The organism is Stenotrophomonas genospecies 5 (assembly GCF_054473825.1).
This window is the reverse complement of record NZ_JBTMUW010000004.1, coordinates 40,562-66,094: the sequence shown is the minus strand read 5'-3', so window position 1 is coordinate 66,094 and position 25,533 is coordinate 40,562. Positions and strand designations below refer to the sequence as shown.

The window sequence follows — 25,533 nt, the reverse complement described above, 5'->3', positions numbered from 1 at the left end:
CCATGAGCAGCCTCGGATCCCTCCCTCTCCCCGTGAGCCCGGACAACGATCCGCTGCGCGATCCGGCGCTGTACATCAACCGCGAACTGTCGCAGCTGGATTTCAACTTCCGCGTGCTGGCCCAGGCCATGGACCCGCAGGTGCCCCTGCTGGAGCGCCTGCGCTTCATGTGCATCTCCTGCACCAACCTCGACGAGTTCTTCGAGATCCGGGCCGCCGCTGTCCGCCACGCGCAGGAATACGGCCTGCCGCCGGCTCCGGACGGGATGAGCCCGCAGGCCATCCTAAACGCCATCCATGAACGCGCCGCCGAACTGGTGGACCAGCAGTACCGCTGCTGGAATGAGACACTGCGCCCGGCCCTGATGGATGCCGGCATCGGCGTGCTCGGCCGCCATTCGTGGAACCACCGGCAGAAGCGCTGGCTGCGGGCCTACTTCCGCAACGAGATCATGCCGGTGCTGTCGCCGCTGGGCCTGGATCCGGTGCATCCGTTCCCGAAGATCCTCAACAAGTCGCTGAACATCGTCGTCGTGCTGAAGGGCACCGATGCATTCGGCCGCGCCGGCCACCTGGCCATCGTGCGAGCACCGCGCTCGCTGCCGCGCATCATCCAGCTGCCGGAAAAACTCGGTGGCTCGCAGAACTTCGTGTTCCTGTCCTCGGTGCTGTCCACCTTCGTGGATGAACTGTTCCCGGGCATGGAAGTCCAGGGCGCCTACCAGTTCCGCGTGACCCGCAATTCCGAGCTGGTGGTGGACGAGGAGGAAGTGGAGAACCTGGCGCTGGCACTGCGCGATGAACTGGTCGACCGCGGCTACCGGCCGGCGGTGCGGCTGGAAATCGCCCATGACATGCCGCGCGAGATCGTGCGTACCCTGCTGCAGAACTTCGGCCTGACCGAGAACGCGGTGTATCGCATCGACGGCCCGGTCAACCTCAACCGCATCATCCAGCTGTACGACCTCATCGCGCAGCCGGACCTGAAATATCCGCCGATGACGCCGCGCACGCTGCGCGACACCGATGGCATCTTCGAGACCGTGGCGCGCCAGGACCTGCTGCTGCACCATCCCTTCGATGCGTTCGCCGCCGTACTCGACCTGATCCGCCAGGCGGCGCTGGATCCGAACGTGCTGGCGATCAAGCAGACCCTGTACCGCACGGGCAAGGATTCGCTGATCGTCGATGCGCTGATCCAGGCTGCACGTGCCGGCAAGGATGTGACCGTGGTGGTCGAGCTGCGCGCACGCTTCGATGAAGAGGCCAACCTCGGGCTGGCCGATCGCCTGCAGGAAGCCGGCGTACAGGTGGTGTATGGCGTGGTCGGCTACAAGACCCATGCCAAGATGCTGCTGATCGTGCGTCGCGAAGGCCGCAAGCTGCGCCGTTACGTGCACCTGGGCACCGGCAACTACCACAGCGGTACGGCGCGCGCGTACACCGACATCAGCCTGATCACCGCTGATGCGGACATCGGCAATGATGTGCACCTGCTGTTCCAGCAGCTGTCCGGGCTGGCCTCGAAGATGAAGCTCAAGCGCCTGCTGCAGTCGCCCTTCACCCTGCATACCGGCATCCTGGCGCGGATCGAGCGCGAGACGCGCATCGCGGCCGCGGGCCGCCCGGCACGCATCATCGCCAAGATGAACGCCCTCAACGAGGCCCAGGTAATCCGCGCGCTGTACGCCGCCTCGCAGGCCGGAGTGCAGATCGACCTGATCATCCGTGGCGCCTGCACCCTGCGTCCCGGCGTCCCGGGCGTGTCCGACAACATCCGTGTCCGCTCCATCGTCGGCCGCTTCCTGGAACACAGCCGGGTCTACTGGTTCGGCAACGATGGTGCACCCGAACTGTACTGCGCGAGCGCCGACTGGCTGGAGCGCAACCTGCTGCGGCGGGTCGAGACCTGCTTCCCGATCCTGGATCCGACGCTGGCCAAGCGGGTCTACCGCGAAGTCCTGCAGAACTACCTGGACGACAACCTCAACGCCTGGGAACTGGATGCCGATGGCATCTACCACAAGCGTGCCCCGGCCCACGACGAGGCCCCGCATTCGGCGCAGATGGCGTTGATGCAGGGTCTCTGACCCGGTAGGTGCCGGCCTTGGTCGGCACAATGCGTCCAATGTAGAACACCGGGGTCAGAGCTCGTTGCGCAGCAACGGGATCAGACCCCGTGTCGTTCCGGCAGGCCGCGGCCAACTGTCGAAGGCGGGGTGGGTCCGGTTGAGGGGGTGTGAGCGGCATGGATGCCGCGACCAAGCCCCCATGGATGGGTTGACGGCGTCCCCCTCAACCGGACCCACCCCGCCATCCCTCAGAAAACCCGCTTTTGACGTTGACGTTGACCTTGCCGGCCAGCGGCCGGCACTACCGAACGCCCCCCGACAAAATGTGAAGGCCATGCGGTGACGAGCACACCGCCCCTTCGGCTAACATTCGCCCATGCCGCATACCACCACGACTCCGCCCGCATTGCAGGATGGCGACCTGCTGGCCGCCATCGACCTTGGCTCCAACAGTTTCCACATGGTCATCGCGCGCTACACGCTCGGCCAGCTGCGGGTGATCGACCGCCTGCGCGAAACCGTGCGCATGGCCGACGGTCTGGATGGCAAGGGGGGCCTGTCGGCTGCGGCACGGCAACGCGCACTGGAATGCCTGGCCCGCTTCGGCCAGCGCATCCGCAATGTCCCGTCGCACCGCGTGCGTGCACTGGCCACCAATACCGTGCGCCAACTGCGTTCACCGCAGTCGTTCCTGGTTCCCGCCGAAACCGCGCTGGGACATGCCATTGAAGTGGTGAGCGGCCGCGAGGAGGCGCGCCTGATCTACCTGGGCGTCGCCCATGCCCAGCCGCCCAAACCGGGCGAGCGCCGGCTGGTGATCGACATCGGCGGTGGCTCGACCGAGTTCATCATCGGCATGGGCATGCAGACCCTCGAGCGCGAGAGCCTGCAGGCCGGCTGCATTGCCAGCACCCGCCGCTTCTTTCCGGGCGGCAAGCTCAGCAAGAAGCGCTGGAAGGATGCACTGGCCGAGATCGGTCGCGAGTTCCAGCCCTTCGCCAGCAAGTACCGTGCGCTGGGCTGGCAGGAGGCACTGGGTTCTTCGGGCACCCACAAGGCGATCAGCGAGATCTGCGCGACGATGAAGCTGAGCAAGGGGGCGATCACCGCCGAAGCCCTGCCACAGCTGCGCGACGAGCTGCTCAAGGCCAAGAAGATCGACGACATCGTGCTGCCGGGCCTGTCCAGCGATCGCCGCCCGATCATCGCGGGCGGCATCCTGGTGCTGGAGGCGGCCTTCCAGGCATTGGGCCTGCAGAAGCTGCTGGTCAGCAAGGCCGCGATGCGCGAAGGCATCCTTTACGACATTGTCGGCCGTGCCGGCGAGAACGACCTGCGCGACGAATCGGTCGCTGCGCTCACCCACCGTTACGGCATCGACACCGTCCAGGCCGACCGCGTGCAGGACACCGCCCTGTCGCTGCTGGAGCAGGTGCAGGAACGCTGGAAGCTCGACGCTGACGATGCCCGCATGCTCGGCTGGGCGGCACGCCTGCATGAGCTGGGGCTGATGATCGCCCACAGCGGCTATCACGTGCATGGCAGCTACGTGCTGGAACACTCGGACATCGCCGGCTTCTCGCGGCAGGAGCAGCAGATGCTGGCGGCCCTGGTCCGCAGCCATCGCCGCAGCGTGGGCAAGACCGCGTTCGACGCCCTGCCCGAGCGCCTGCTGCTGACCGCGCGGCGGCTGGCCGCGCTGCTGCGCCTGGCGGTGCTGCTCAACCGTGCCCATGAGGACGCTCCGCTGCCGCCGCTGGAACTGACCGCCGATGACAACCGGTTGTCGCTGATCGTGCCGCAGGCGTTCATCGACGCCCGGCCGCTGCTGCGCGCCGACCTGATCGGCGAGACCGACGGCATCGCCGGCCTCGGCATCCAGTTCCGTCCCTTCGTCGCCTGAATACGCGCGCCTCGGCGTTACATTCGGTGACACTTTGCGCAATCTGGCGGCTTTTCCTGCTGCATCGCGTCAGCCGGTCGTTGGCGGCCCATCCGCGACGGCACCGTAAGCGATTGCTTTTGTTCATTTTTTGTGAGGATTTGTGACAAAGCGTTAATTTGTTCGACACACCCTCTTTACACAGCATTAACCAACGAGACTACTATCGGGTTGCTGGTCCGGTCGCACGACCTTCCGGCTTCTTCGACGCCCTTTTTGGCGTCCGTTGCACGACCTGAGAGAGAGAGCTCGTATGACTTCACGCACCACCGCCCTGGGGCAGGCGATCCGCTATGCCCTGGCTACCACTGCAACGCTGGCGGCACTGCCCGCGTTCGCCCAGAGCGAAAGCACTGCTTCGCCGACCAACCTGGACCGTATCGAGATCACCGGTTCGCGTATCCGTCAGGTCGACGTGGAAACCGCCCAGCCGGTGTTCGCGATCAGCCGCAACGATATCGAGCGCCAGGGCTTCAGCTCGGTTGCCGACATCCTGCAGAACGTCACCGCGATGGGCAGCCCGGCAATCAGCCGCGCCAACGCGCTGACCGCAGGCGAGAACGCGGGCGGCACCTACATCGACATGCGCAACCTGGGCACGCAGCGCACGCTGGTGCTGGTCAACGGCAAGCGCCTGGGCATCAGCACGTCCGGCTACCAGGACGTTTCCTCCCTGCCGGTGTCGGCAGTGGAGCGCATCGAGGTGCTGAAGGACGGCGCTTCTGCGATCTATGGTTCGGATGCCATGGCTGGCGTGGTCAACATCATCACCCGCTCCAACGTCACCGGCGTGACCGCCAACGTCTACCACGGCCAGTACAGCGAGGGCGACGGCGCGCGCGACCGCTTCGACGTGGTCGCCGGCTGGAACAACGACCGCATCTCGCTGACCCTGTCGGCCGAGCATGCAGAAGAGAAGGGCGTGTGGGCACGTGACCGCGGCTTCAGCCAGTACGGCATGACCGATCGCCACCCGAACGACAGCAGCAACTGGACCACCATCAGCCAGTACGGCCAGTTCACCGGCGTGCGCGGTCCCGGCTGCAATGCGACGCCTCCGGCAGGCTGTGGCTACTCGCTCAACCGTGGCACGGACCCGACCAATCCGGCCAATTACCACCTCACCAACTCCACGCCCTTCACCGGTGACGTGAGCAACGCCAACGACCAGATGCACGTGATGTACCCGGTCAAGCGCGACTCGATCTACTTCGACGGCCGGTTCAAGATCACCGACAACGTCAACTTCCGCACCGAGCTGGGCTACAACCAGCGCGAGTCCACCCGCCAGATCGCGGGCTATCCGCTGCAGTCGAGCACCGCCGGTGTCGGCTCCATGTCGATCGACAGCTACTTCAACCCGTTCGGCAACCAGCACGGCTTCGCCACCCCGACTGCGGTGGCCTGGAACCGCCGCACCTGGGAAGTGCCGCGCGTGACCACCAGCGAGCTGAAGACCTACCGCGCGGTGGCGTCGTTCGACGGCTCGTTCGATATCGGCGAGCGTTACTTCGACTGGGAAGTGGGCTACCAGTACAACCGCAACGAGCTGGAATCGGTGGCGACCGGCAACCTGCACAAGGGTCGCGTCGCGGCCGGCGTAGGTCCGTCCTTCTTCAACGCCGCCACCGGCAAGGTGCAGTGCGGCACGGCCGCTGCTCCGATCTCCTACGACGTCTGCAAGCCGTGGAACCCGCTGGTTCCGTACGGCACCACCGCTGCCGATGGCATCTATGGCAACGAAGAACTGCAGGCGTGGCTGTTCCCGGATGAGATCACCAAGGGCCGCACCACCTCCAAGAACTTCTTCGCCAGCATCGCGGGCAGCATCGTGACCCTGCCGGCCGGTGACCTCGGCTTCGCCTTCGGCGTGGAAAGCCGCAAGGAAGAAGGCAAGTACACCCCGGATGCCCTGGCCCAGACCGGCGCCACCACCAACCTCGCGGCTGGCCCGACCGGTGGCGACTACACCGTCAATGAAGCCTACCTGGAAGTGAACGTTCCGGTGCTGGCCGATCTGCCGGGCGCGAAGGAACTGAGCTTCAACGGTGCTACCCGTTTCTCGGACTACAACACCTTCGGCAACACCCTCAACAGCAAGTTCGGCTTCAAGTGGAAGCCGATCGACTCGCTGATGGTGCGTGGCACCTGGGCGGAGGGCTTCCGCGCCCCGACCATCAACGATCTGTTCGGTGGTGGCTCCGAGACCTTCGCGCAGTTCAGCGATCCGTGCGACACCCGCTTCGGTTCCTCGGCCTCCAGCGCCGAAGTCCGTTCGCGTTGCGCCCGCGACATCGCCAATGCCGATACCTTCCGCCAGCTGCGCCAGGGCGGCACTCCGGTGAACACCTCCACCGATGCCACGCCGGTGCCGTTCACCTCCGGCTCGAATCCGCTGCTGACTCCGGAAACCTCGACCAGCAAGACGCTGGGCCTGGTCTGGAGCCCGAGCTTCATCCAGGGCTTCAACGCCTCGCTGGACTGGTGGAAGATCCGCATCGACAACACGATCATTGCCGATACGCCGACCCAGATCCTGCAGGACTGCTACGAAGCAGGCATCGATTCGCGCTGCACGCGCTTCCAGCGTGACCCGGTGACGGGCATCGTGACCAACCTGAAGTTCGGCAACCGCAATGCGGGCTTCATGGAAACCGAAGGTTACGACCTGGATGTGAGCTACCGTCTGGACACCCGGTTCGGCAAGTTCAACGTGAATTCGGCCACCACCTACGTGTCCAGTGCGACCTACCGCACCTCGAACGACAGCTCGATCGTTCCGATCGTCACCAATGGCATCGGCAGCGCCTTCCGCGTCCGCTCCAACCTGGCGCTGGGCTACGATCTGGGTGACTTCGGGGTGACCTGGACCGCGCGCTACTACTCGGGCGTGAAGGAGACCTGCTCCAACATCGGTCTGTATCCGGACGAGTGCTCCGATCCGGGCGTGTATGCACCGTGGTACAAGGGCTCGCGCAACTACAACGAGCGTGGTTCGGTGACCTTCCACGACGTGCAGTTCCGCTACAACCTGCCGTGGGATGCGACCGTCGCCGTCGGCGCCAACAACGTGTTCGAGAAGTCCGGCCCGATCATGTACAGCAAGCCGAACTCCGCGTTCTCGTACTACGGTGGCTACGACATCGGTCGTTTCATCTACATGAAGTACCAGCAGCGCTTCTGATCGATCGCACTGCGACGCTCCACGACCACGGCCCTTCGGGGCCGTGGTTTTTTCTGGCCCCGGCCCCGCAGCCGGCACTCCTGCGCGTCTGTCATGCCTGTGTCGCCAAGCCGTCATGTCGGCTACATCGCCAGGCCCGAGCATGCCGGGAAACCGGAGGCCCGCCATGCGCTATGCCATCGTCACCGAGACGTATCCGCCGGAAGTCAACGGCGTCGCACTGACCGTGCAGGGACTGGAACAGGGCCTGCGGACGGCCGGGCACGAGATCGACCTGATCCGGCCACGCCAGGCCAGTGAAGCGCTGGATTCCGCTCCCGGTACCCTGCTGGTGCCCGGCGCCGCCCTGCCCCGCTATCCCGGGTTGCGGTTCGGCCTGCCGGCACCGATCCGGCTCGGTCGCCACTGGCAGCAGCAGCGCCCGGATGCGATCTATGTCGCTACCGAAGGCCCGCTGGGCTGGTCGGCGCTGCGTACCGCGCGGCGCCTCGGCATCCCGGTAGCCAGTGGCTTTCACACCCGCTTCGACGAGTATCTGCCCGACTACGGGGTCGCCTGGCTGCAGGCCGCTGCGATGCGCTGGATGCGCCGCTTCCACAACCAGGCCGACGCCACCCTCGTGCCCACCCGCGAGCTCCAACAGTTCCTTGCCGAACAGGGCTTCGAGCGCGTCCGGCTGCTGGCCCGCGCGGTCGACAGCCAGCAGTTCGACCCGGGCCGGCGTGACCCCTCCCTGCGCGAGGAATGGGGCATCGACGGCAACGGCCTGGCAGCGATCTACGTTGGCCGCATCGCCGCCGAGAAGAACCTCGGACTGGCCGTGAAGGCGTTCCGCCGCCTGCAGCAGATACGGCCGAAGGCACGCTTCGTCTGGGTCGGCGACGGGCCCGCACGGGAGAAGCTGGCGCATGAGAACCCCGACTTCATCTTCTGCGGCATCCAGCGCGGCGAAGCGCTGGCCCGCCATTTCGCCAGCGGTGATCTGTTCCTGTTCCCCAGCCGCAGCGAGACCTTCGGCAACGTGACCCTGGAAAGCATGGCCAGCGGCCTGGCCACGGTGGCCTTTGATTACGGCGCGGCGCGTGAGTACCTGCGCAACGGCGAGAACGGTGCCGCCGTGGACAACGACGAGCAGTTCGTCGAAGCGGCCGTGCAGCTGGCCAGCGATGACACGCTGCGCCGCGAACTGGGCAGCCAGGCCGCACGGGCGATGAAGCGGCTGCATCCGCAGCAGGTGGTGGCCGAGTTCGATGCGCTGCTGGCCGAGCTGGCGAACACCCGGAGGACTGGCCATGCGCACCACGCCGCTTGAACTGCTGCGCGGCAGCGAAACACGCCTGTGCCGGCGGGCGAACCACTATTGCCGGCGCCGCCGCGTGCGCCGTCTGTTCTCGATCATCAGCCGGCTCGGCGACGGCGTGTTCTGGTACGTGCTGATGGGTGTACTGGTGGCGATCGATGGCTTCGACGGGCTGCGCGCATCGGTGCACATGGCCGCCACCGGCCTGGCCGCGCTGCTGCTGTACAAGGGCCTCAAGCGCTGGACCCGGCGCCCCCGCCCGTATGCCGCGGATCTGCGCATCCGGGCCTGGGTGGCCCCGCTGGACGAGTTCAGTTTCCCGTCCGGGCATACCCTGCACGCGGTGTCGTTCACCATCGTGGCGTTGGCCTATTACCCCTGGCTGGCGCCGCTGCTGGTGCCGTTCACCCTCGGCGTGGGCCTGTCGCGGGTCGTGCTGGGCCTGCATTACCCCAGCGATGTGCTGGCCGCCACCGGCATCGCCGCACTGCTGGCGTCGGCCAGCCTGGCCTGGCTGCCGCTGCCGGTGTGAGGGCCACCGCCGCCGCGCTGGCGGGCCACGGCCCGGCGCTACCGGTATCCGGGATGACCTAGAATGCAGGCATGACCACGCTGTTCATTTCCGACCTGCACCTGGACCCGAGCCGTCCGGAAATCACCGACCTGTTCCTGCGTTTCCTGCGCGAACAGGCGCCCGGCGCGGACGCGCTGTACATCCTGGGCGATCTGTTCGAGGCCTGGATCGGCGACGACACGCCCTCACCCGCCGCCGATGCGGTGGCGGACGCGTTGAGGACGCTCGCCGACAGCGGCGTGCCGGTGTACTTCATCCGCGGCAACCGCGATTTCCTGCTTGGCGAAGACTACGCACGCCGCGCCGGCCTGCGCATCCTGCCCGACCCCTGCGTGATCGAGCTGTACGGCCGTGCGGTGCTGCTGCAGCACGGCGATCTGCTGTGCACCGACGACATTCCCTACCAGCAGTTCCGCGCGCAGACGCGCGATCCGGCATTCCAGGCGCAGTTCCTCTCGCAGCCGCTGGCCGCACGCATTGCCTTCGCGCAGAAGGCCCGTGAAGCGAGCCAGGCACGGCAGTCGGAAATGAAACAGGGCGACCGCGCGCAGTTCGAGACAGTGACCGACGTGGCCCCGGCCGAAGTGGAGGCCACCTTCATCCGTCACGGCGTGGACACCATGATCCACGGCCACACCCACCGCCCTGCAATCCATGCGCTGCAGGCCGGCGGACGCAGCTGCACCCGCATCGTTCTGGGTGACTGGTACGAGCAGGGCTCGGTACTGCGCGTGACCCCACAGGGCTGGACGCTGGATTCGCTGACCTGAGGGTCGCACCGCCCACGGCAGCGCACGACCCCGGGTCGTGCGCCCCGAGTACCGGTTACCGGAAGCCGGCGATGGTGTGCTTGGTATTGACCAGCACGCGCTGGTTGTCGGCGGTGCTGGCAGTGCCCATCGGGATGCCGTTGTAGCTGATGTTCGGATTGGACCAGTAATTCAGGCGCGGGCAGCTGCGGGTGCAGTTGTACGCCATGATGGTGCGCCAGCCGGTACCGCTGGACGGCTCATAGCGATAGCCATGGCCATAGGCGTACGGCGACGTGCTCGGATCGTTGGCGAGATCGTGCCGCGCGCTCTGCAGGTGGCCGATCTCGTGGGCGAACGAGTAGTAGCCGGTCGCGCAATCCCAGTACACCGCCGCGAACGCGGTGGATGCGCTTGAGCCGATGCCCGAGGCCAGGCCGCAGTACGACGCGTTGTTGATCAGCAGCACGCCGACATCGGCCGTGTAGGTATTGCGGCTGCTGTGGATGCTGTCCATGTAGCCGTCGCTGGTGCCGCGGAAACGTGCCAGATCGGTATTGAAGTCGCCGGATTCGCTGTAACTGGTGGTCTCGTAGCGGGCCAGCTGCAGCGTCAGGCCGACATTGCTGTTGGTGTAGCCCTGGTTCGACTCGGCGACCGCCAGCTGCACCAGCGACTGCATGTTGCCGCCATAGGCGGCGACGGCGGCATTGGTGGCCACCACCAGTACGCGGATGGTCGCCGGCGTTCCCGAAGACGCCTGGGCAATGCCGATGCGGTCATCGGCCGGCAGCGGAATCTTCGGCAACTGGTTGTAGTCGGCCGGGTGGTCGGCCGGCATCCGCGATTCATCCACTTCCACCAGGACGTGGCGGTTGCCGAGCGGACGCAGCCGGTAGAGTTTGCCTTCCTTGCGGATCGAGCCGGTCAGCGTGTCGCCGGAGCGGACCAGGATCACCGAATTGCCAGGGTCATCCTGTCCATTGGAGGTGGCCGCCTGCAGCCTGCCCGACGCGGAGCGGAGCTGGCCGTACCAGACAGAGCCGCCGTCGGGCAGCGTTTCGACCTTGCTGCGTACCGCCTGCACCCGCTGGCCAAGCAGCTCGAACTCCAGCTGCGGCTGCGCGGTGGCAGCGGCATCGACCCGCACCTCCTGCACGGCGGCCGTGGACGGCGTCGCCAGCAACCGGCCCAGCGCAGGTTCACTGCTTGCCGATGCACGACTGAGTACCGTCACCGGCTCGAACAACGGTGCAGCACCGGCGGCCGCAACCACCGACATTCCCAGCAACAGGCCACCCGCCGTCTTGCCAATCGATCTGGACATCATTTCGTCGCTCCTTGAATGAAGTGAACAGCAGTGATGCAGCACGACCCGTTGTGTCGGGTCCGGCCATCTGGCCTGCGCAGGTCGTGTGAATTCAATAGGCGGTCGGAATGAGAATCTGGATCTGTGATCGACCGCATCTGCGTTCAGTCACGTCAACAGCGTCGCTACACTTCGCCAACACACCGCTTTCGCGCTACCGTGACGTAGCCACGACGGGGAATGCACATGGCACCAGCGCATGACACCCAGGACGATGCCGCCGTGCTGCGGATTGGTCTGTTCTTCGATGGCACCCGCAACAACGCGCACAACCTGGCGCGCGGACACGTCCAGGTGCCGCAACCCCGCCCTGCCGTGCTGCGCGCCGACGATGATTCGACCTATCAGAGCCGGTTGACCAGCAGCTACGACAATGGCCTGACCAACGTCGCACGGCTGCACCGGTTGTATCCGGACAGCCGCCAGGAGACGCTGCCGTTCCCCTCGCTGGCCATCTACGTGGAAGGGGTGGGCACCCGCGATGATGCCGAAGACGATCTGCTGGGACTGGCCTTCGGCATCGGCGCTAGCGGTGTGCGTGCCAAGGTCGAGCGCGCGCTCAACGAGCTGTTGCCGGCAGCATTGACCAGCGTGTCCGCGCGCTGGCACAGGCCCGTGCAGGCCGTGCAGCTGGATCTCTTCGGATACTCGCGCGGGGCGGCGGCGGCGCGCGATGCCGCCAACCGCTTGCAGGCCTGGGATACGGCCCGCTGGCAGCAACTGCTGCAGGACGCGGGGCTGGTGTGCGCCGCCGGCTTCGCGCCGGCACGGCCGCTGCTGCGCTTCATCGGCCTGTTCGACACGGTCGTCGCCGTAAGCGGGGGAAGAGCCGATGAGCGACCACGCGTCGCCCTCGCCGCCGACATCGCCGGACGTGTTGTGCAGCTGGTCGCGCGCGACGAACATCGCCAGCACTACCCGCTCACGCGGGTGGCCGCAGCGCACATGGAGATCGCACTGCCCGGCGTGCACGCCAACATCGGCGGTGGCTACAACCAGACAGAGGAAGGACCGAAGCTGCTCAGTCGCCCACGCCGGCAGCAGCTGCGCCGGCCAGGCGTGGCCGACTACCAGGTCCCCCCGCTGGCACAGCTTCAGGCCACGACGGTGTACGCCGAGGCGCAGGCGGATGCCGAACGCTGGCGGCAGCAGCTCGGGCTGGGCGAAAAGGAAGTGTGGGTCGATGTCTGGCACCAGTGGCAGCAGCAACGCCGCGCCGGCAGCCGCAGCGTGCTGCTGTCGCCGGTGTTGTACGTCACCGCGGCAGTGGTGCTGCGTCGGCGCATCGACTGGCGTTACCAGCTGGTGGCCCTGCAGGTGATGCAGCAGCAGGCCATCGCCGCCGGCGTACGCTGGCGCGCAGATGCCAACGCGGTTGCCGGCTGGGAACTGCCCGACGCACTGCTGCCGATCGCGCGCCGGCTGATGGCCGGCCAGGCCCTCACCCCGGCCCAGGAAGCACTGCTGCGCAGGCGCTACCTGATGCAGTCGGCACACTGGAATTTCGACGCTCTGGGCGATACCGCGCTGACCTATGCGGCCGATGCCGGCGTGAGCGAGCTGCCGTATCGACCCGGTCCCGGCCTGTTCTACATCAACCGCCCCACCGTGGATGGCAAGCGGGTGGTGCTGCCGAACACATGAGACGCGCCCGCGCAGGGCGGGACTGGGCTCCCGCGTTGCCGGTCAGCCGGCCTGTTCGACCAGGTTGGCCAGTTCGTCGGCATCGAAACCGGCCAGCAGGCGGGCTTCCAGGTTGAACGGACCGTGCAGGTAACCGCCTGCGAACTCGACCAGCAGTGCCTTGAAGCGTGCGCGCGGTTCGACGCCGGCACGTTCGCAGTACCAGCGATACCAGCGCGAACCTGCGGCGACGTGCGCCACTTCCTCGCGCAGGATGATCTCCAGCACATCCGCGGTCTTGCCATCGCCGACGTTGCGCAGCTTGTCGATCATGCCCGGTGTCACGTCCAGGCCGCGCGCTTCCAGTACGCGGGGCACCAGCGCCATGCGTGCCAGGCCGTCATGTGCGGTCTTCTCGCACATCTCCCACAGGCCGTTATGCGCAGGGAAGTCGGCGTAGTCGTGGCCATGTGCCAGCAGGCGCTCACGCAACAGCATGAAATGCCGCGACTCGTCATCGGCACAACTGACCCAGTCGGCATGGAAGGCTGCGGGCAGGCCGCGGAAGCGATACACGGCATCCCAGGCCAGATCGATCGCATTGAGTTCGATGTGGGCGATGGCATGGATGAAGGCGGCGCGCCCTTCCACCCCACCGAGGCCACGCCGCGGCACCTCGCGCGGATGGACCAGTACCAGGCGGTCCGGCCTGCCCGGCATCCGGATCGGCTCCGGTGGCGGCGCATCCACCGCCACCTTCAGCCGCCCCGCGCGGAATGCCGCGGCATGAGCCTGGGTCAGGGCCACCTTGCGCAGCGGATCGGCTTCTGCAAAGCACTGCTGCGCGGCACGCAGCAGGTCGCCACCGACGTCGGCCAGCTCGACCACGCCCTTGGCCTCAGGCGCGGCGCTTGTGCTTGGCGTCGTCCGAACGCAGCTGCTGGATGCGCTCGAAGTAGCCCGGTTCGATGCCGGTGGGATAGTGGCCGTTGAAGCAGGACGAATCGAAGTTGCGCAGTGCGGGGTTGCCCTCGCTCACGGCCGCTTCCATGTCTTCCAGATCCTGGTAGATCAGCCAGTCGCAGCCCAGGTGGGCCTCGATTTCTTCAACGCTGCGGTTGTGCGCGACCAGTTCTTCGGCGGCCGGCATGTCGATGCCGTAGATGTTCGGGAAGCGCACCGGCGGCGCGGCACTGGCCAGGTAGACCTTGCGTGCGCCCGCATCACGGGCCATCTGCACGATCTGCTGGCTGGTGGTGCCACGCACGATCGAGTCGTCCACCAGCAGCACCACCCGGTTGCGGAACTCCAGGTGGATCGGGTTGAGCTTGCGCCGCACCGACTTCACCCGCTCACCCTGCCCCGGCATGATGAAGGTGCGGCCGATATAGCGGTTCTTGATGAAGCCTTCGCGGTACTTCACCCCGAGCACATTGGAGATTTCCAGCGCCGCATCGCGCGAGGTGTCCGGAATCGGGATGATGGTGTCGATGTCGTGGTCCGGGCGCAGGCGCAGGATCTTCTCGCCCAGCTTGATGCCCATGCGCATGCGCGCCTTGTGCACCGAGACATTGTCGATCATCGAATCCGGGCGGGCGAAGTACACGTACTCGAAGATGCACGGCGTATGCTCGGCCGGTTCGGCGCAGATTTCCGAGAACAGCTCGCCACGCGCGGTGATGACCAGCGCTTCGCCCGGCTGCACGTCGCGCACGCGCTGGAAGCCGAGCACGTCCAGTGCGGCCGATTCGGAAGCGACGATGTACTCGTCGCCCTCGGCATGGCTGCGCTTGCCCAGCACCAGCGGACGGATGCCATGCGGATCGCGGAAGGCAACCAGTCCCAGGCCCAGCACCACGCTGACCACCGCGTAGCCGCCCTTGCAGCGACGATGCACCCCGGCCACCGCGCGGATGGCGGCTTCCGGACTGAGCTGGCGCTGCTGTTCCAGTTCGTAGGCGAACACGTTCAGCAGCACTTCGCTGTCCGAATCGGTGTTGACGTTGCGGCGGTCCTGCTCGAACACCTGCTGGCGCAGAGCCTCGGTGTTGATGAGGTTGCCGTTGTGCGCCAGGGCGATGCCATACGGCGAATTGACGTAGAACGGCTGCGCCTCGTCCATGCCTTCCGAACCGGCCGTGGGATACCGCACGTGGGCGATACCGACGCTGCCCTCCAGGGTGGACATGGTGCGTGCGTCGAACACGTCGCGGACCAGGCCGTTGGCCTTCTGCACCCGCAGGCGGCTGCCGTTGGCGGTGGCGATGCCTGCCGCGTCCTGGCCGCGATGCTGGAGGACGGTCAAGCCGTCATACAACTGCCCGGCGACGTTCTGGTTGCCGACGATTCCGACGATGCCACACATGGTGCGAGGTCTCCGCTGGGCTGTGCCCAGTTACAAGGAAGGTGGCCGTGCCTGGCCTGGGGTCCCGCCCGCGGCAGGCGCGGGCCGGGCCGGACGCGCGGGCGCCGGCTCGATGTTGCTGGGCAGTGTGGGGGCCGGCCGGGGCTCCCGCTCCACGTCCACGGGCCGCGGCCATCCGCCGCCCGCCACTACCTCGTTGAGAACGCCATTATCGCCTGTCGGCGCCGGCTTGCCCAATACCTGCGAGGAGGTGGGGGCATTCTCGAGCAGGGGCAAGGGCAGTGCCCCCGGCAGCAGGCCGTCCAGCGGCAGCGCCTGTGGCAGCAGGCCGTCCAGCGGCAGCGCCTGTGGCAGCATGCCGTCCAGCTGCGGCAGCTGGGCCTGCATCCAGGCCACCGCCGGCTGCAGCAACGGCCGCACCTGCGACTGCTGCCATGCCGGCTCAGCCGGCAACGCGGTGAAACCGGCCAGCAGCAACAGCACGCTGGCGAAGAACAGGCCGCGGACCAGGCCCAGGGCACCGCCCAGCAGGCGATCCACGCCGCCCAACAGGGTCAGTTTGATCGCTGCCTTCAGCAACAGCCCGACCAGCCCGACCGCCACCACGGTGAGCACGAACACCCCCAGATAGCCGGCCAGATAGTGACCCGTGCCGGGTGGCTGGGGCGCCGCCCACCAGTGCGATGCCTGATTGCCGAAGGTGAACGCCATCCAGCCGGCCAGCAGCCAGGACACCAGCGCGACCACGGTGCCGACGAAACCGCGGATGAAGCCGAACAGCACCGACGCACCGATCAGCACGCCCAGCACGATGTCGATCACGCTGCCCGCTCCTGCCGACGACAGCGGCGGACAGCGCGCGTGATCACGGGTGCGGTCGGACCATGCCGGCCACGCCGACCTTGGCCGCCACCTGGGCCTTCAGCTGCTCGGCATCGGCGCGGTTGGCCACCGGCCCGACGCGCACGCGATGCAGGGTGCCCTTTTCGGTGCGGACCTGCTCGACAAAGGCACTGAATCCGGCAGCGCGCACCTTGTCGCGCAGCGCGTTGGCGTCGTTGGCCTGGCCGAACGCCCCCAGCTGGACCGCGAAACCAACACCGCCCGCCGCCGGCGCGGCCGGGGTTTGCGGTTGCGGCTTCGGCTCGGGCTTGGCGACCGGCTTCGTCGCCTCCGGCGTCGCCGTTGCCTTCGGTGCTTCAGGCCTCGCGGCCGGGGTGCTGGGCGGCAGGCTCTCGCTGCGCACCGGGTTGCCCGTGGCCGACGGCGTGGACGCCGCCGCCGGGGTGCTGGCCGACGGTGCCGCCGGCGCCGCAGCAGCGGCGGCCGGTGCAGCCGCAGCTGCGGGCGCATCCAGCGTGATCACCTCGGCATGGACGTCGGAGCGGATCTTCACCGCCTGCAGCCGGGCAGCCTCGGCCTGGGCGCGATCGGCATACGGTCCGACGCGCACGCGCCACGCCTGCCGGCCGTTGATGGTCGCCGCCTCGGCAAAGCCCGGCAGCTGCGAACGCTTCAGATAGGCGATCACCGCATCGGCGTCGGCCTTGCTGCCATAGGCGCCGAATGTCACCGCATAGTTGCCGGCAGCCACCGCCGGCGAGGTGTCCACGGTCGGCGGCGTGGCGGGCGCGGCTGCGTCCTGCAGCGGTGCGGCCCGGCCACTCTGCAGGCCGGTGGCACCCCCGGCCGGGGCGACCAGCGGCAGCTCACGGGTCTCGAACTGGCCGTCGGCGGGCGCATTGGGCGCTGCGATCGGCACACTGGCGACGCCACTGTCCGGCGCCGGCCCCTTCACCAGCATCGGCAGGAAGATCACGGCGAGTGCCACCAGCACGATGGCACCAATCAATCGCTGTTTCAGAGGCGTATCCACGTGAGGCAGGCAACTGTCCGGGGGTTGCGGTCGATTATACGGGTGCCGGACCGGACGGCGTCGGCGTTGGCTGAACGTGGATCAGGGCGCGGGCTGCAACCACTGCAGGGCCGCAGCGGCCGTGTGGAACGAACCGAATACCAGTACGCGGTCGCCTGACTGGGCCTGTGCCAGCACCTGCGTCAGTGCCTGCTCGACAGTGCCGGCCAGCCGTGCGGTGACCGCAGCGGTGCCGTGCAGACGTGCCTGCAGCTGCTGCGCACTCTGTCCGCGCGGCCCCTCCAGGCCGGCCAGCGTCCACTCGTCCACCACATCCTGCAGCGCCTGCACCACGCCTTCCGCATCCTTGTCCTGCAACGCGGCATAGACCGCCAGGGTCCGGCCCGGGACAGCTTCGGCCTTCAGCGCGCGTGCCAGCTGGCCAGCCGCCTGCGGGTTGTGACCCACATCGACCCGCACCTGCACGCCATCACGATCGAATGCCTGCAGGCGACCGTTGATGCGGGCCGCGGCGATGCCAGCCGCCCACGCCGCGCGTGGCAGCGGCCGGTCCAGCGCGCGCAGCGCGGCAATGGCCGCACCCGCATTGGCCAGCTGGATCGGACCGGCCAGCGCGGGGGTCGGCAGTTCCATGCGCAGGCCGACATCGCGCCAGCGCCAGCGCTGGGCATCGATCGGCTCGTAGAAGTAGTCGCTGCCGCCGCGGATGGCGTTCGCGCCCAGCAGATAGGCCCGTGCCAGCACGCTCGACGGCGGGTCGGTCTCGCCCAGGATCACCGGTTTCCAGCCGCGGATGATGCCGGCCTTTTCCGCACCGATCGCTTCACGGTCCTCGCCCAGCCACTCGGCATGGTCGATGTCCACCGTGGTGATCACGGCCACGTCGGCGTCGACGATGTTGACCGCATCCAGGCGCCCTCCCAGCCCGACTTCCAGTACCGCCAGATCCAGCGCTGCCCCCGCGAACAGCTGCAGGGCGGCCAGCGTGCCGTACTCGAAGTAGGTCAGGGTGATGTCGCCACGCGCAGCTTCGACGGCGTTGAATGCCGCCACCAGAGCGGCATCCTCCGCATCCTGCCCATTGATGCGCACGCGTTCGTTGTAGCGCAGCAGGTGCGGCGACGTGTAGGCCCCCACCTTCCAGCCTGCAGCGCGGCCGATGGCCTCGATGAAGGCGACCGTGGAGCCCTTGCCGTTGGTCCCACCGACCACGATGGTGCGCTTGGCCGGCGCGCCCAGTCCCATCCTCGTGGCCACGGCGCGGACGCGCTCCAGGCCCATGTCGATCGTCGCCGGGTGCTGGCGTTCAATGTAATCCAGCCATTCGGCCAGGGTGGTCGGCAGGTTCGTCACGGCAGCGGTTCCAGCAGAAGCAGGGTGGTTCGATGTGGACAGGGATCAGAGGGCGCGGTGCTTGGCTTCGCCGAAGAACGGGGTGTGGTGGGCGCAGTCGTTGAGGCGCACGACCTCCAGGCTCTCCAGGTCCGGACCTTCAAGCAGGTTCAACGTGGTCGGTGCCTGGCGGAAGGTCCACAGCCGCGACAGCGGCAGGCCCAGCACCCTGCACAGGATCACCCGGTTGACGGCATCGTGGGCGACCACCAGCAGCGTGTCGTGCTCGCCGAGGCCCTCGCTGGCGCGTGCCAGGCCGCGCCAGCTGCGCTCGAGCACCAGGCGCAGCGACTCGCCGCCCGGCATCAGCACGGTATCGGGTTCCTCACGCCACGCCTTCAACCGCGACGGGTCCTTCTCGTTGATCTCGCTGGCCAGCAGGCCTTCCCACTCGCCATGGGCGATTTCCTGCAGATCCGGTTCGGTCTGCAGCGTGCCGGCACGGTCGGCGCCGAGGGCCAGCTGGGCGGTGCGCTGGGCGCGCGACAGCGGCGAGGCCACCGCACGGGTGATGTCCACGGATGCCAGGCGGGCGCCCAGCGCCTGGGCCTGGGCTTCGCCGATGGGCGAAAGCGGGATGTCGATCTGGCCCTGGTAGCGGCCTTCGGCGTTCCACGGGGTTTCGCCGTGGCGGGCAAGCAGGATGCGCATGCGTGCAAGGAGTCCTGGGGGGAGGAGAGGGCCGCGTTTCGTTCACATCCTGTGAAGTACGCGGAACAGGGATGATACCTGTTCGGCGCATCGCGCCGGTCGGGACATGAAAAAACCCCGCGACGGGGATCGCGGGGTTTCGGGATTGCAGACGGATTCCGCCGGGCATGGCCCGGCGGCGCCAGCATGAACCTTACTGCGCCAGGTTCAATTCCTTCAGCAGCTGCGGCGCGGGGGCCACTTCCTGCATGATCCACTGCATGTAGCGGCTGTCCACCGCGATCATGCGGGTCATCACCGGGTCGAATACCCAGTTGGAGCTGACCGATTCCCAGTTGCCGTCGAAGGCCAGGCCGACCAGCTTGCCGTGCGCATCGAGCACCGGCGAACCGGAGTTGCCACCGGTGATGTCCAGGTTGGACAGGAAGTTCACCGGCACCGAGCCGATCCGCTTGTCCTCCAGGCCGCCATACCGCTTGGCCTTGACCGCATCCAGCAGTGCCTTCGGCGAGTCGAACGGATCGACGCCGGTTTCCTTCGCCGCAACGCCTTCCAGCGTGGTGAACGGGGTGTACTGGACACCGTCCTTGCCATAGCCCATGACATTGCCGAAGGTGATGCGCAGCGACAGGTTGGCATCGGGATAGACGAACTCGCCCTTGCTCTTCTTGTAGTCCGCCACCGCCTGCAGGTACAGCGGACGGGCCGTCAGCGATTCACCTTCGCGGATCTTCCTCTGTTCTTCCTGCTTCAGCAGGGCCGGCATCACGGCCACGGCGTACTGGATGGCCGGATCGGTGCTGGCCTCGAAGGCGGCACGGTCGGCCTTGAACCACTTCAGGCGTGCATCGAGGCTGCCCAGCCCGGTGCCGGCCAGCTTCTTCACCAGGCCGTTGACGGCCCCGGCATCGCTGCCGCCCAGCCACTGGTTGAGAACCTCGTTGTTGCGCTGTGCCGCCGGCAGCGCGACGTACTGGTCCAGCCAGTACTGCTGCAGCTGCTGGTCCATGCTGGCGACGTAGCGACGGTCCATCTGGCGCAGATTGCCTTCCAGGGTCGGCAGGTCGCGCTCCTGGTAACCGGCTTCACGCTCGGCGTCCGGCTTGGCGCGTTCGATCGACAGACGGTACAGCGACAGCGCGGCGCCCACGGCCGAGGTGTTGTTGAACTGGCCGACGAACAGATCGCGCTCGCGGGTGCTCTTGCTGGTGTCCAGGTGCTTGAGCAGCTGGGCGTGAGCGGCCAGGGCCGGCTTGCCGGCTGCGCCCTGCTGCTTCAGCCAGGCCAGCACGGCGGCCTCTTCGGCCCGCTTCTGCCCGGCCGCGTCGATGCGCTTGAAGCCTTCCAGCTGGCCGACGTAGTTCTTGGCCACGTTGTTCATGCTGGCCGCCGTGTTGGCGTACTTGACCTTGACGTCGGCGTCGGCCTTGCCGGCCTTGTCGATCAGCGCCAGCACTTCGTTGTAATGGCGGGCGATGGTCGGGTAGGTGAACTCGGCGGTTTCATTGAATTCGCCGGCCAGCGCATAGCGGTTGGTGCGGCCCGGGTAGCCGGCCACCATCACGAAGTCGTCCGCGCCCAGCGGCTGGTCGGCGAACTTCAGGAAGTGCTTCGGCTGGTACGGCACGTTGTCGGCCGAGAACGCGGCCGGCTTGCCATCCTTGCCCACGTAGGCACGATAGAACGAGAAGTCGCCGGTGTGGCGCGGCCACATCCAGTTGTCGACGTCGCCGCCGAACTTGCCGACGCTGCCCGGGGGCGCATAGACCAGGCGCACGTCCTTGATTTCCATGTTGCGGAACAGGCGGTAGGTATTGCCGCCGGAGAAGCTGTACAGACGGCAGCGGAAACCGGCGTCGGCTTCACAGGCGGCGGTCTGGGCCTTGTCGAACGCTTCCAGCGCACGGGTGCGGGCCAGCGGGTCCTTGCCGGCGGCGGCGATGGCGGCCTTGGCCTGGTCGGTGACGTCGGTGATCCGGTCCAGCACGAACACGCGGGCGTTGGGACCGGCGCTGAGTTCGTCCTTCAGGGTCGGCGCGTTGAAACCCTCCTTGATCAGGTTCTTCTCGGCGGTGGAGTTGAGCTGGATCGCGCCGTAGGCACAGTGGTGGTTGGTGACCACCAGGCCCTGCGGGGAGACGAAGCTGGCGGTGCAGCCGCCCAGCGCCACCACCGCGCCCATCGGGTCGCCGGTCAGGTCGGACAGCTGTTCCGGCGACAGTTTCAGGCCGGCCTTCTGCAGCGGGCCGGCGATCTCCGGCAGCTGCTGCGGTACCCACATGCCTTCGGCGGCATGGGCGACCTGGACCAGCCCAAGGCTGGCGACGACGGAGAATGCAAGCAGGTTCGAGCGCATGGAGCGGCCCCTGGTAGTGGAACCTTCGATTGTAGCCCGCCCCCCTGCCCTGTCCCGAACCCCGGAAGTCATGGCCCCCGGCCCGCCGGGCATGGCCCGGCGCTACCCGCACGATTTCCCGATGGCGCGGGACCATGCCCCGCGAGCGCGAGCCGCCCGATTTCCCGGCAGCGCCGGGCCATGCCCGGCGAGCACGCCGGTCACGTTCGAAACGCCCGCCGGCGCACGCCTTTCGTTCCGCCAGCGCGCCCGCAGCGCAACATTGGAATTCCGTGCAGACCTCTATAATCCGCGCTTTCCCCCTGATGAGTTCCACCCCGATGGCGCAGCAAACGATGAAGGCCCTGGTCAAGCGCGAAGCGGCCAAGGGCATCTGGCTCGAAGAGGTCCCGGTGCCGACCCCGGGCCCGAACGAGGTCCTGATCAAGCTGGAAAAGACCGCCATCTGCGGTACCGACCTGCACATCTACCTGTGGGACGAGTGGAGCCAGCGCACCATCAAGCCGGGCCTGACCATCGGCCACGAATTCGTCGGTCGCATCGCCGCGCTTGGCTCGGCGGTGACCGGCTATGAGGTTGGCCAGCGCGTCTCGGCCGAAGGCCACATCGTCTGCGGCCACTGCCGCAACTGCCGTGGCGGCCGCCCGCACCTGTGCCCGAACACCGTCGGCATCGGCGTGAACGTCAATGGCGCCTTCGCCGAGTACATGGTGATGCCCGCCAGCAACCTGTGGCCGATCCCCGACCAGATTCCGTCCGAACTGGCGGCCTTCTTCGACCCGTACGGCAACGCCGCGCACTGCGCGCTGGAGTTCGACGTGATCGGCGAGGACGTGCTGATCACCGGCGCCGGCCCGATCGGCATCATCGCCGCGGGCATCTGCAAGCACATCGGTGCGCGCAACGTGGTGGTGACCGACGTCAACGACTTCCGCCTGAAGCTGGCCGCCGACATGGGCGCGACGCGCGTGGTCAATGTCACCAACACCTCGCTGAAGGACGTGATGAAGGAACTGCACATGGAGGGCTTCGACGTGGGCCTGGAAATGAGCGGCAATCCGCGCGCCTTCAACGACATGCTCGACTGCATGTACCACGGCGGCAAGATCGCCATGCTCGGCATCATGCCCAAGGGTGCCGGCTGTGACTGGGACAAGATCATCTTCAAGGGCCTGACCGTGCAGGGCATCTACGGCCGCAAGATGTACGAGACCTGGTACAAGATGACGCAGCTGGTGCTGTCCGGTTTCCCGCTCGGCAAGGTGATGACCCACCAGCTGCCGATCGACGACTTCCAGAAGGGCTTCGACCTGATGGAAGAAGGCAAGGCCGGCAAGGTGGTACTGAGCTGGAATTGATCACTCGCGCCTCCGGCGCGACCGCCTAATTCCCCCGCATTTCACCTTGTCCCCGCGCCGTTGGCCGGCCCACACAGTGCCCGACGCCAGACACGAAAAAGGCACCTCCATGGGTGCCTTTTTCGCTTAATGTCATGTGCCGATTACTGGCCTACCGCAACCGTGAACACCACCCGGTTGTCGGCCAGCTTGCCGCTGTTGTCGCGGCCGTTGCCGTCGGTGCCGTAGTAGCCCAGGCCGAGGGTGAACAGACCCCAGGTACGGGCCACGCCAACGTTCCAGTCGGTGTAATCCTTGGCAATACCCTTTTCGAAGGTGCTGCGGCCGACGCTGGCGCTCAGCGTGAAATCCTGCGGCAGGCCCCACTCGCCGCCCAGCGCGTAATACCAGCCATCGGTGCTGCTGTTCCACACGTCGTTGCTGTAGGCCACCGTCAGCTTGTAGGTGTCATCCAGCGTGGTGGTGGTGATCAGCTCGTTGTAGTTCAGCTCGCTGGCGCCGGGGTAGGTGTAGCGGTTCAGCAGCACATCGAAGTTCACGCGCTCGGTGGCGTCGACGCCGTAGCCGATCTGGTAATCCACTTCGACGCTCGGGTCGCCCGGGCCGAAGTCCACGCCCGATCCCCAGACACCGGCATACAGGCCAACCGGGCTGGTATAGGTGAAACCGGCCTGCAGGGTGGGATCCTCATCGGTCTGCGACACACCACGGAACAGGTAATCCGACACGGCGGTAACGTTCCAGCTGTACGGCGATTCGCTTTCCTGGGCGCTGGCGGCAAACGGGGCCAAGGTCAGGGCGGCGGCAAGGGCGAGGCAGGCATGAGCGTGCTTCATGGTCGTCTCCGGTGGGGGGCGGTGGCGTGCAGGGCAGTTGCGGGAACCGGAGCCAGAACGGGCCGGTTCACGATTTTTTAACCCGTTTGCTATTGCATTGCAACATGTGCCGGCCATGGCGGTGCCTGCCTGCTGCCGGTCGCCAGCCATCGATGCCCGGTAGAATCGTCGGTTTCCCGTGCTGAGCCGTGCCCACGCCATGACCGACGCCTCCTCCGCCCTGACCCGCCACTATGCCGAGGAACTGGACGCCATCCGCGCCCAGGGCCTGTTCAAGTCCGAGCGGATCATCACCAGTCCGCAATCGGCCGAGATCACGCTGGCCGATGGCCGCAAGGTGCTGAACTTCTGCGCCAACAACTACCTGGGCCTGGCCGATCATCCCGACCTGATCCAGGCCGCCAAGGATGCTCTGGATACCCACGGCTTCGGCATGGCCTCGGTGCGCTTCATCTGCGGCACCCAGGACCTGCACAAGCAGCTTGAGAAACAGATCGCCGATTTCTTCGGCAAGCAGGACACCATCCTGTATGCGGCCTGTTTCGATGCGAACGGCGGCCTGTTCGAGCCGCTGCTCGGCGAGAACGATGCGATCATCTCGGACGCACTGAACCACGCATCGATCATCGACGGTGTGCGCCTGTGCAAGGCCAAGCGCTTCCGCTACGCCAACTGCGACATGGCCGACCTGGAAGCGCAGCTGCAGGCCGCCGACGCCGCCGGCTGCAGGACCAAGCTGATCACCACCGACGGCGTGTTCTCGATGGACGGCTTCATTGCACCGCTGGACGAGATCACCGCGCTCGCGAAGAAGTACAACGCGCTGGTGCACATCGACGAATGCCATGCCACGGGTTTCCTGGGCGCCACCGGTCGTGGCTCGGCCGAAGTGAAGGGTGTGCTGGAAAAGATCGACATCATCACCGGCACTCTGGGCAAGGCCATGGGGGGCGCACTGGGCGGCTTCACCTGCGCCAGCGCCGAAGTGATCGAACTGCTGCGCCAGCGCTCGCGCCCGTACCTGTTCTCCAACTCGCTGCCGCCGCATGTGGTCGCCGCCGGCATCAAGGCCTTCGAGATGCTGGCTGCCGCCGACGACCTGCGCGACCGGTTGGCCGAAAACACCGCGTACTTCCGCGGGAAGATGACCGCCGCCGGCTTCGACGTGAAGCCGGGCGTGCATCCGATCAGCCCGGTGATGCTGTACGACGCACCGTTGGCGCAGAAGTTCGCCGAGCGCCTGCTAGAGGAAGGCATCTATGCGATCGGCTTCTTCTTCCCGGTGGTGCCCAAGGGACAGGCACGTATCCGCACCCAGATCAGCGCCGCGCACAGCCGCGAGCAGCTGGACCGCGCGATCGACGCCTTCTCCCGCATCGGCGTCGAGCTGGGCGTGATCAAGGGTTGATCGCCCCGCGGGGCAGCGCCGAGCCATGCCCGGCGGTTTCCCGACAGCCGCGCCATGCGCTCGCCGGGCACGGCCCGGCGCTACCGGAATGACGCGCCATGCGCGTCATTTCTTTTTCTTCTTGTCCTTCGGCTCATCCTTGCTGGCCACCACGACCGGCTTGGCGGCAGCGTCCTGGGCATTGCCACGGGCGACGCGGATGCCATTGGCCTTCATCCATGCATCGAACTCGTCGGCGGTCATCTTCCTGTCGCCGTCGCTCATCAGGAAGCGGTAACTGCCGCGACCATCCAGTTCCGGGGTTTTCACTTCCACCACCGGGGTTTCGGCAGGCGTTTCCGTCTTGGCCATTTTCTTGTGGCCACCGCAGGCGGCCAGCAGCACGATCGGCAGCAGCAGGCCGGCACAGCGCAGGGTTCGGTTGAGGGACAAGTGGTACATGGGCAGGCTCCGTTCGGGATTTCGACGACCAGGCGCC

At 66.9% G+C, this 25,533-nt stretch carries 19 protein-coding genes; 9 read left to right on the top strand and 10 right to left on the bottom strand.

The window, feature by feature from the left end:
- Positions 1–2 precede the first annotated feature (2 nt).
- The 6 genes from ppk1 (at position 3) to lpxH (ending at position 9,842) form a co-directional block, all read left to right on the top strand.
- Entirely contained in the window at positions 3–2,090 is a 2,088-nt protein-coding gene (gene ppk1 / locus ACX9OW_RS19280; protein ID WP_053519438.1) for a polyphosphate kinase 1, read from the top strand.
- Between the two features lie 358 nt (positions 2,091–2,448).
- Positions 2,449–3,975, top strand: a complete 1,527-nt coding sequence (ppx, locus tag ACX9OW_RS19275; protein WP_053519439.1) for an exopolyphosphatase — start codon at positions 2,449–2,451, stop codon at positions 3,973–3,975.
- Positions 3,976–4,267: 292 nt separating this feature from the next.
- Positions 4,268–7,198 carry a TonB-dependent receptor domain-containing protein gene (locus ACX9OW_RS19270; RefSeq protein ID WP_111186885.1) on the top strand — a complete coding sequence of 977 codons (2,931 nt, stop codon included), beginning with the start codon at positions 4,268–4,270 and terminating at the stop codon, positions 7,196–7,198.
- Between the two features lie 166 nt (positions 7,199–7,364).
- Positions 7,365–8,510, top strand: a complete 1,146-nt coding sequence (locus tag ACX9OW_RS19265; RefSeq protein ID WP_459062701.1) for a glycosyltransferase family 4 protein — start codon at positions 7,365–7,367, stop codon at positions 8,508–8,510.
- Positions 8,491–9,030 carry a phosphatase PAP2 family protein gene (locus ACX9OW_RS19260; protein WP_053519442.1) on the top strand — a complete coding sequence of 180 codons (540 nt, stop codon included), beginning with the start codon at positions 8,491–8,493 and terminating at the stop codon, positions 9,028–9,030. The genes ACX9OW_RS19265 and ACX9OW_RS19260 overlap by 20 nt, the downstream gene beginning before the upstream one ends.
- Before the next feature lie 71 nt (positions 9,031–9,101).
- Positions 9,102–9,842, top strand: a complete 741-nt coding sequence (lpxH, locus tag ACX9OW_RS19255) for a UDP-2,3-diacylglucosamine diphosphatase (RefSeq protein WP_053519443.1) — start codon at positions 9,102–9,104, stop codon at positions 9,840–9,842.
- Positions 9,843–9,897: 55 nt separating this feature from the next.
- Here lpxH and ACX9OW_RS19250 read toward each other — a convergent pair whose 3' ends face one another.
- Complete coding sequence (locus ACX9OW_RS19250; RefSeq protein WP_459062700.1) at positions 9,898–11,151, bottom strand: M12 family metallo-peptidase; 1,254 nt, start codon at positions 11,149–11,151, stop codon at positions 9,898–9,900.
- A 225-nt stretch (positions 11,152–11,376) separates the two neighbouring features.
- Here ACX9OW_RS19250 and ACX9OW_RS19245 point away from each other — a divergent pair, with 225 nt between their 5' ends.
- The gene (locus ACX9OW_RS19245) at positions 11,377–12,834 is read left to right on the top strand and encodes a DUF2235 domain-containing protein (RefSeq protein WP_459062699.1); all 1,458 of its coding nucleotides are present in this window, start codon (positions 11,377–11,379) and stop codon (positions 12,832–12,834) included.
- Between the two features lie 42 nt (positions 12,835–12,876).
- Here ACX9OW_RS19245 and ACX9OW_RS19240 read toward each other — a convergent pair whose 3' ends face one another.
- The 7 genes from ACX9OW_RS19240 to ACX9OW_RS19210 all read right to left on the bottom strand — a co-directional run bounded on the left by ACX9OW_RS19240 (position 12,877) and on the right by ACX9OW_RS19210 (position 21,453).
- The gene (locus ACX9OW_RS19240; protein WP_459062698.1) at positions 12,877–13,701 is read right to left on the bottom strand and encodes a ferritin-like domain-containing protein; all 825 of its coding nucleotides are present in this window, start codon (positions 13,699–13,701) and stop codon (positions 12,877–12,879) included.
- Positions 13,702–13,711: 10 nt separating this feature from the next.
- Positions 13,712–15,178: an amidophosphoribosyltransferase gene (purF, locus tag ACX9OW_RS19235; protein ID WP_065175938.1), complete on the bottom strand. Its 1,467-nt coding sequence runs from the start codon at positions 15,176–15,178 to the stop codon at positions 13,712–13,714.
- Between the two features lie 30 nt (positions 15,179–15,208).
- Positions 15,209–16,000, bottom strand: coding sequence for a CvpA family protein (locus ACX9OW_RS19230; protein ID WP_459062697.1), 792 nt, complete (start codon positions 15,998–16,000; stop codon positions 15,209–15,211).
- Positions 16,001–16,043: 43 nt separating this feature from the next.
- Entirely contained in the window at positions 16,044–17,054 is a 1,011-nt protein-coding gene (locus tag ACX9OW_RS19225) for an SPOR domain-containing protein (protein ID WP_459062696.1), read from the bottom strand.
- 81 nt (positions 17,055–17,135) lie between these two features.
- A complete protein-coding gene (gene folC / locus ACX9OW_RS19220) occupies positions 17,136–18,407 on the bottom strand; it encodes a bifunctional tetrahydrofolate synthase/dihydrofolate synthase (RefSeq protein ID WP_459062695.1) in 1,272 nt (423 codons plus the stop codon).
- Between the two features lie 45 nt (positions 18,408–18,452).
- The gene (locus tag ACX9OW_RS19215; protein ID WP_053519451.1) at positions 18,453–19,097 is read right to left on the bottom strand and encodes a histidine phosphatase family protein; all 645 of its coding nucleotides are present in this window, start codon (positions 19,095–19,097) and stop codon (positions 18,453–18,455) included.
- Between the two features lie 193 nt (positions 19,098–19,290).
- On the bottom strand, positions 19,291–21,453 hold the full coding sequence (locus ACX9OW_RS19210; protein ID WP_263177690.1) for a S46 family peptidase: 2,163 nt from the start codon (positions 21,451–21,453) through the stop codon (positions 19,291–19,293).
- A gap of 335 nt (positions 21,454–21,788) precedes the next feature.
- On the opposite strand from ACX9OW_RS19210, the gene tdh reads away from it, so the two are divergent.
- Positions 21,789–22,811, top strand: coding sequence for an L-threonine 3-dehydrogenase (tdh, locus tag ACX9OW_RS19205; RefSeq protein ID WP_053520036.1), 1,023 nt, complete (start codon positions 21,789–21,791; stop codon positions 22,809–22,811).
- Positions 22,812–22,954: 143 nt separating this feature from the next.
- Here tdh and ACX9OW_RS19200 read toward each other — a convergent pair whose 3' ends face one another.
- Complete coding sequence (locus ACX9OW_RS19200; protein ID WP_459062694.1) at positions 22,955–23,647, bottom strand: TorF family putative porin; 693 nt, start codon at positions 23,645–23,647, stop codon at positions 22,955–22,957.
- 199 nt (positions 23,648–23,846) lie between these two features.
- Between ACX9OW_RS19200 and kbl the strand changes: the two genes are divergently transcribed.
- Positions 23,847–25,055 (top strand): glycine C-acetyltransferase, encoded by a 1,209-nt coding sequence (gene kbl, locus ACX9OW_RS19195; protein ID WP_065175932.1) that lies wholly within the window; start codon positions 23,847–23,849, stop codon positions 25,053–25,055.
- Between the two features lie 105 nt (positions 25,056–25,160).
- On the opposite strand, the gene ACX9OW_RS19190 is transcribed toward kbl, so the two are convergent.
- A complete protein-coding gene (locus tag ACX9OW_RS19190) occupies positions 25,161–25,496 on the bottom strand; it encodes a hypothetical protein (RefSeq protein ID WP_053520025.1) in 336 nt (111 codons plus the stop codon).
- Positions 25,497–25,533 lie beyond the last annotated feature (37 nt).

Excerpts from the sequence above, each read along its gene's own strand:
- ppk1 (WP_053519438.1), top strand. The coding sequence starts at position 3 with ATGAGCAGCCTCGGATCCCTCCCTCTCCCCGTGAGCCCGGACAACGAT.
- ppx (WP_053519439.1), top strand. The coding sequence starts at position 2,449 with ATGCCGCATACCACCACGACTCCGCCCGCATTGCAGGATGGCGACCTG.
- ACX9OW_RS19270 (WP_111186885.1), top strand. The coding sequence starts at position 4,268 with ATGACTTCACGCACCACCGCCCTGGGGCAGGCGATCCGCTATGCCCTG.
- ACX9OW_RS19265 (WP_459062701.1), top strand. The coding sequence starts at position 7,365 with ATGCGCTATGCCATCGTCACCGAGACGTATCCGCCGGAAGTCAACGGC.
- ACX9OW_RS19260 (WP_053519442.1), top strand. The coding sequence starts at position 8,491 with ATGCGCACCACGCCGCTTGAACTGCTGCGCGGCAGCGAAACACGCCTG.
- lpxH (WP_053519443.1), top strand. The coding sequence starts at position 9,102 with ATGACCACGCTGTTCATTTCCGACCTGCACCTGGACCCGAGCCGTCCG.
- ACX9OW_RS19250 (WP_459062700.1), bottom strand. The coding sequence starts at position 11,151 with ATGATGTCCAGATCGATTGGCAAGACGGCGGGTGGCCTGTTGCTGGGA.
- ACX9OW_RS19245 (WP_459062699.1), top strand. The coding sequence starts at position 11,377 with ATGGCACCAGCGCATGACACCCAGGACGATGCCGCCGTGCTGCGGATT.
- purF (WP_065175938.1), bottom strand. The coding sequence starts at position 15,178 with ATGTGTGGCATCGTCGGAATCGTCGGCAACCAGAACGTCGCCGGGCAG.
- ACX9OW_RS19215 (WP_053519451.1), bottom strand. The coding sequence starts at position 19,097 with ATGCGCATCCTGCTTGCCCGCCACGGCGAAACCCCGTGGAACGCCGAA.
- ACX9OW_RS19210 (WP_263177690.1), bottom strand. The coding sequence starts at position 21,453 with ATGCGCTCGAACCTGCTTGCATTCTCCGTCGTCGCCAGCCTTGGGCTG.
- tdh (WP_053520036.1), top strand. The coding sequence starts at position 21,789 with ATGAAGGCCCTGGTCAAGCGCGAAGCGGCCAAGGGCATCTGGCTCGAA.
- ACX9OW_RS19200 (WP_459062694.1), bottom strand. The coding sequence starts at position 23,647 with ATGAAGCACGCTCATGCCTGCCTCGCCCTTGCCGCCGCCCTGACCTTG.
- kbl (WP_065175932.1), top strand. The coding sequence starts at position 23,847 with ATGACCGACGCCTCCTCCGCCCTGACCCGCCACTATGCCGAGGAACTG.
- ACX9OW_RS19190 (WP_053520025.1), bottom strand. The coding sequence starts at position 25,496 with ATGTACCACTTGTCCCTCAACCGAACCCTGCGCTGTGCCGGCCTGCTG.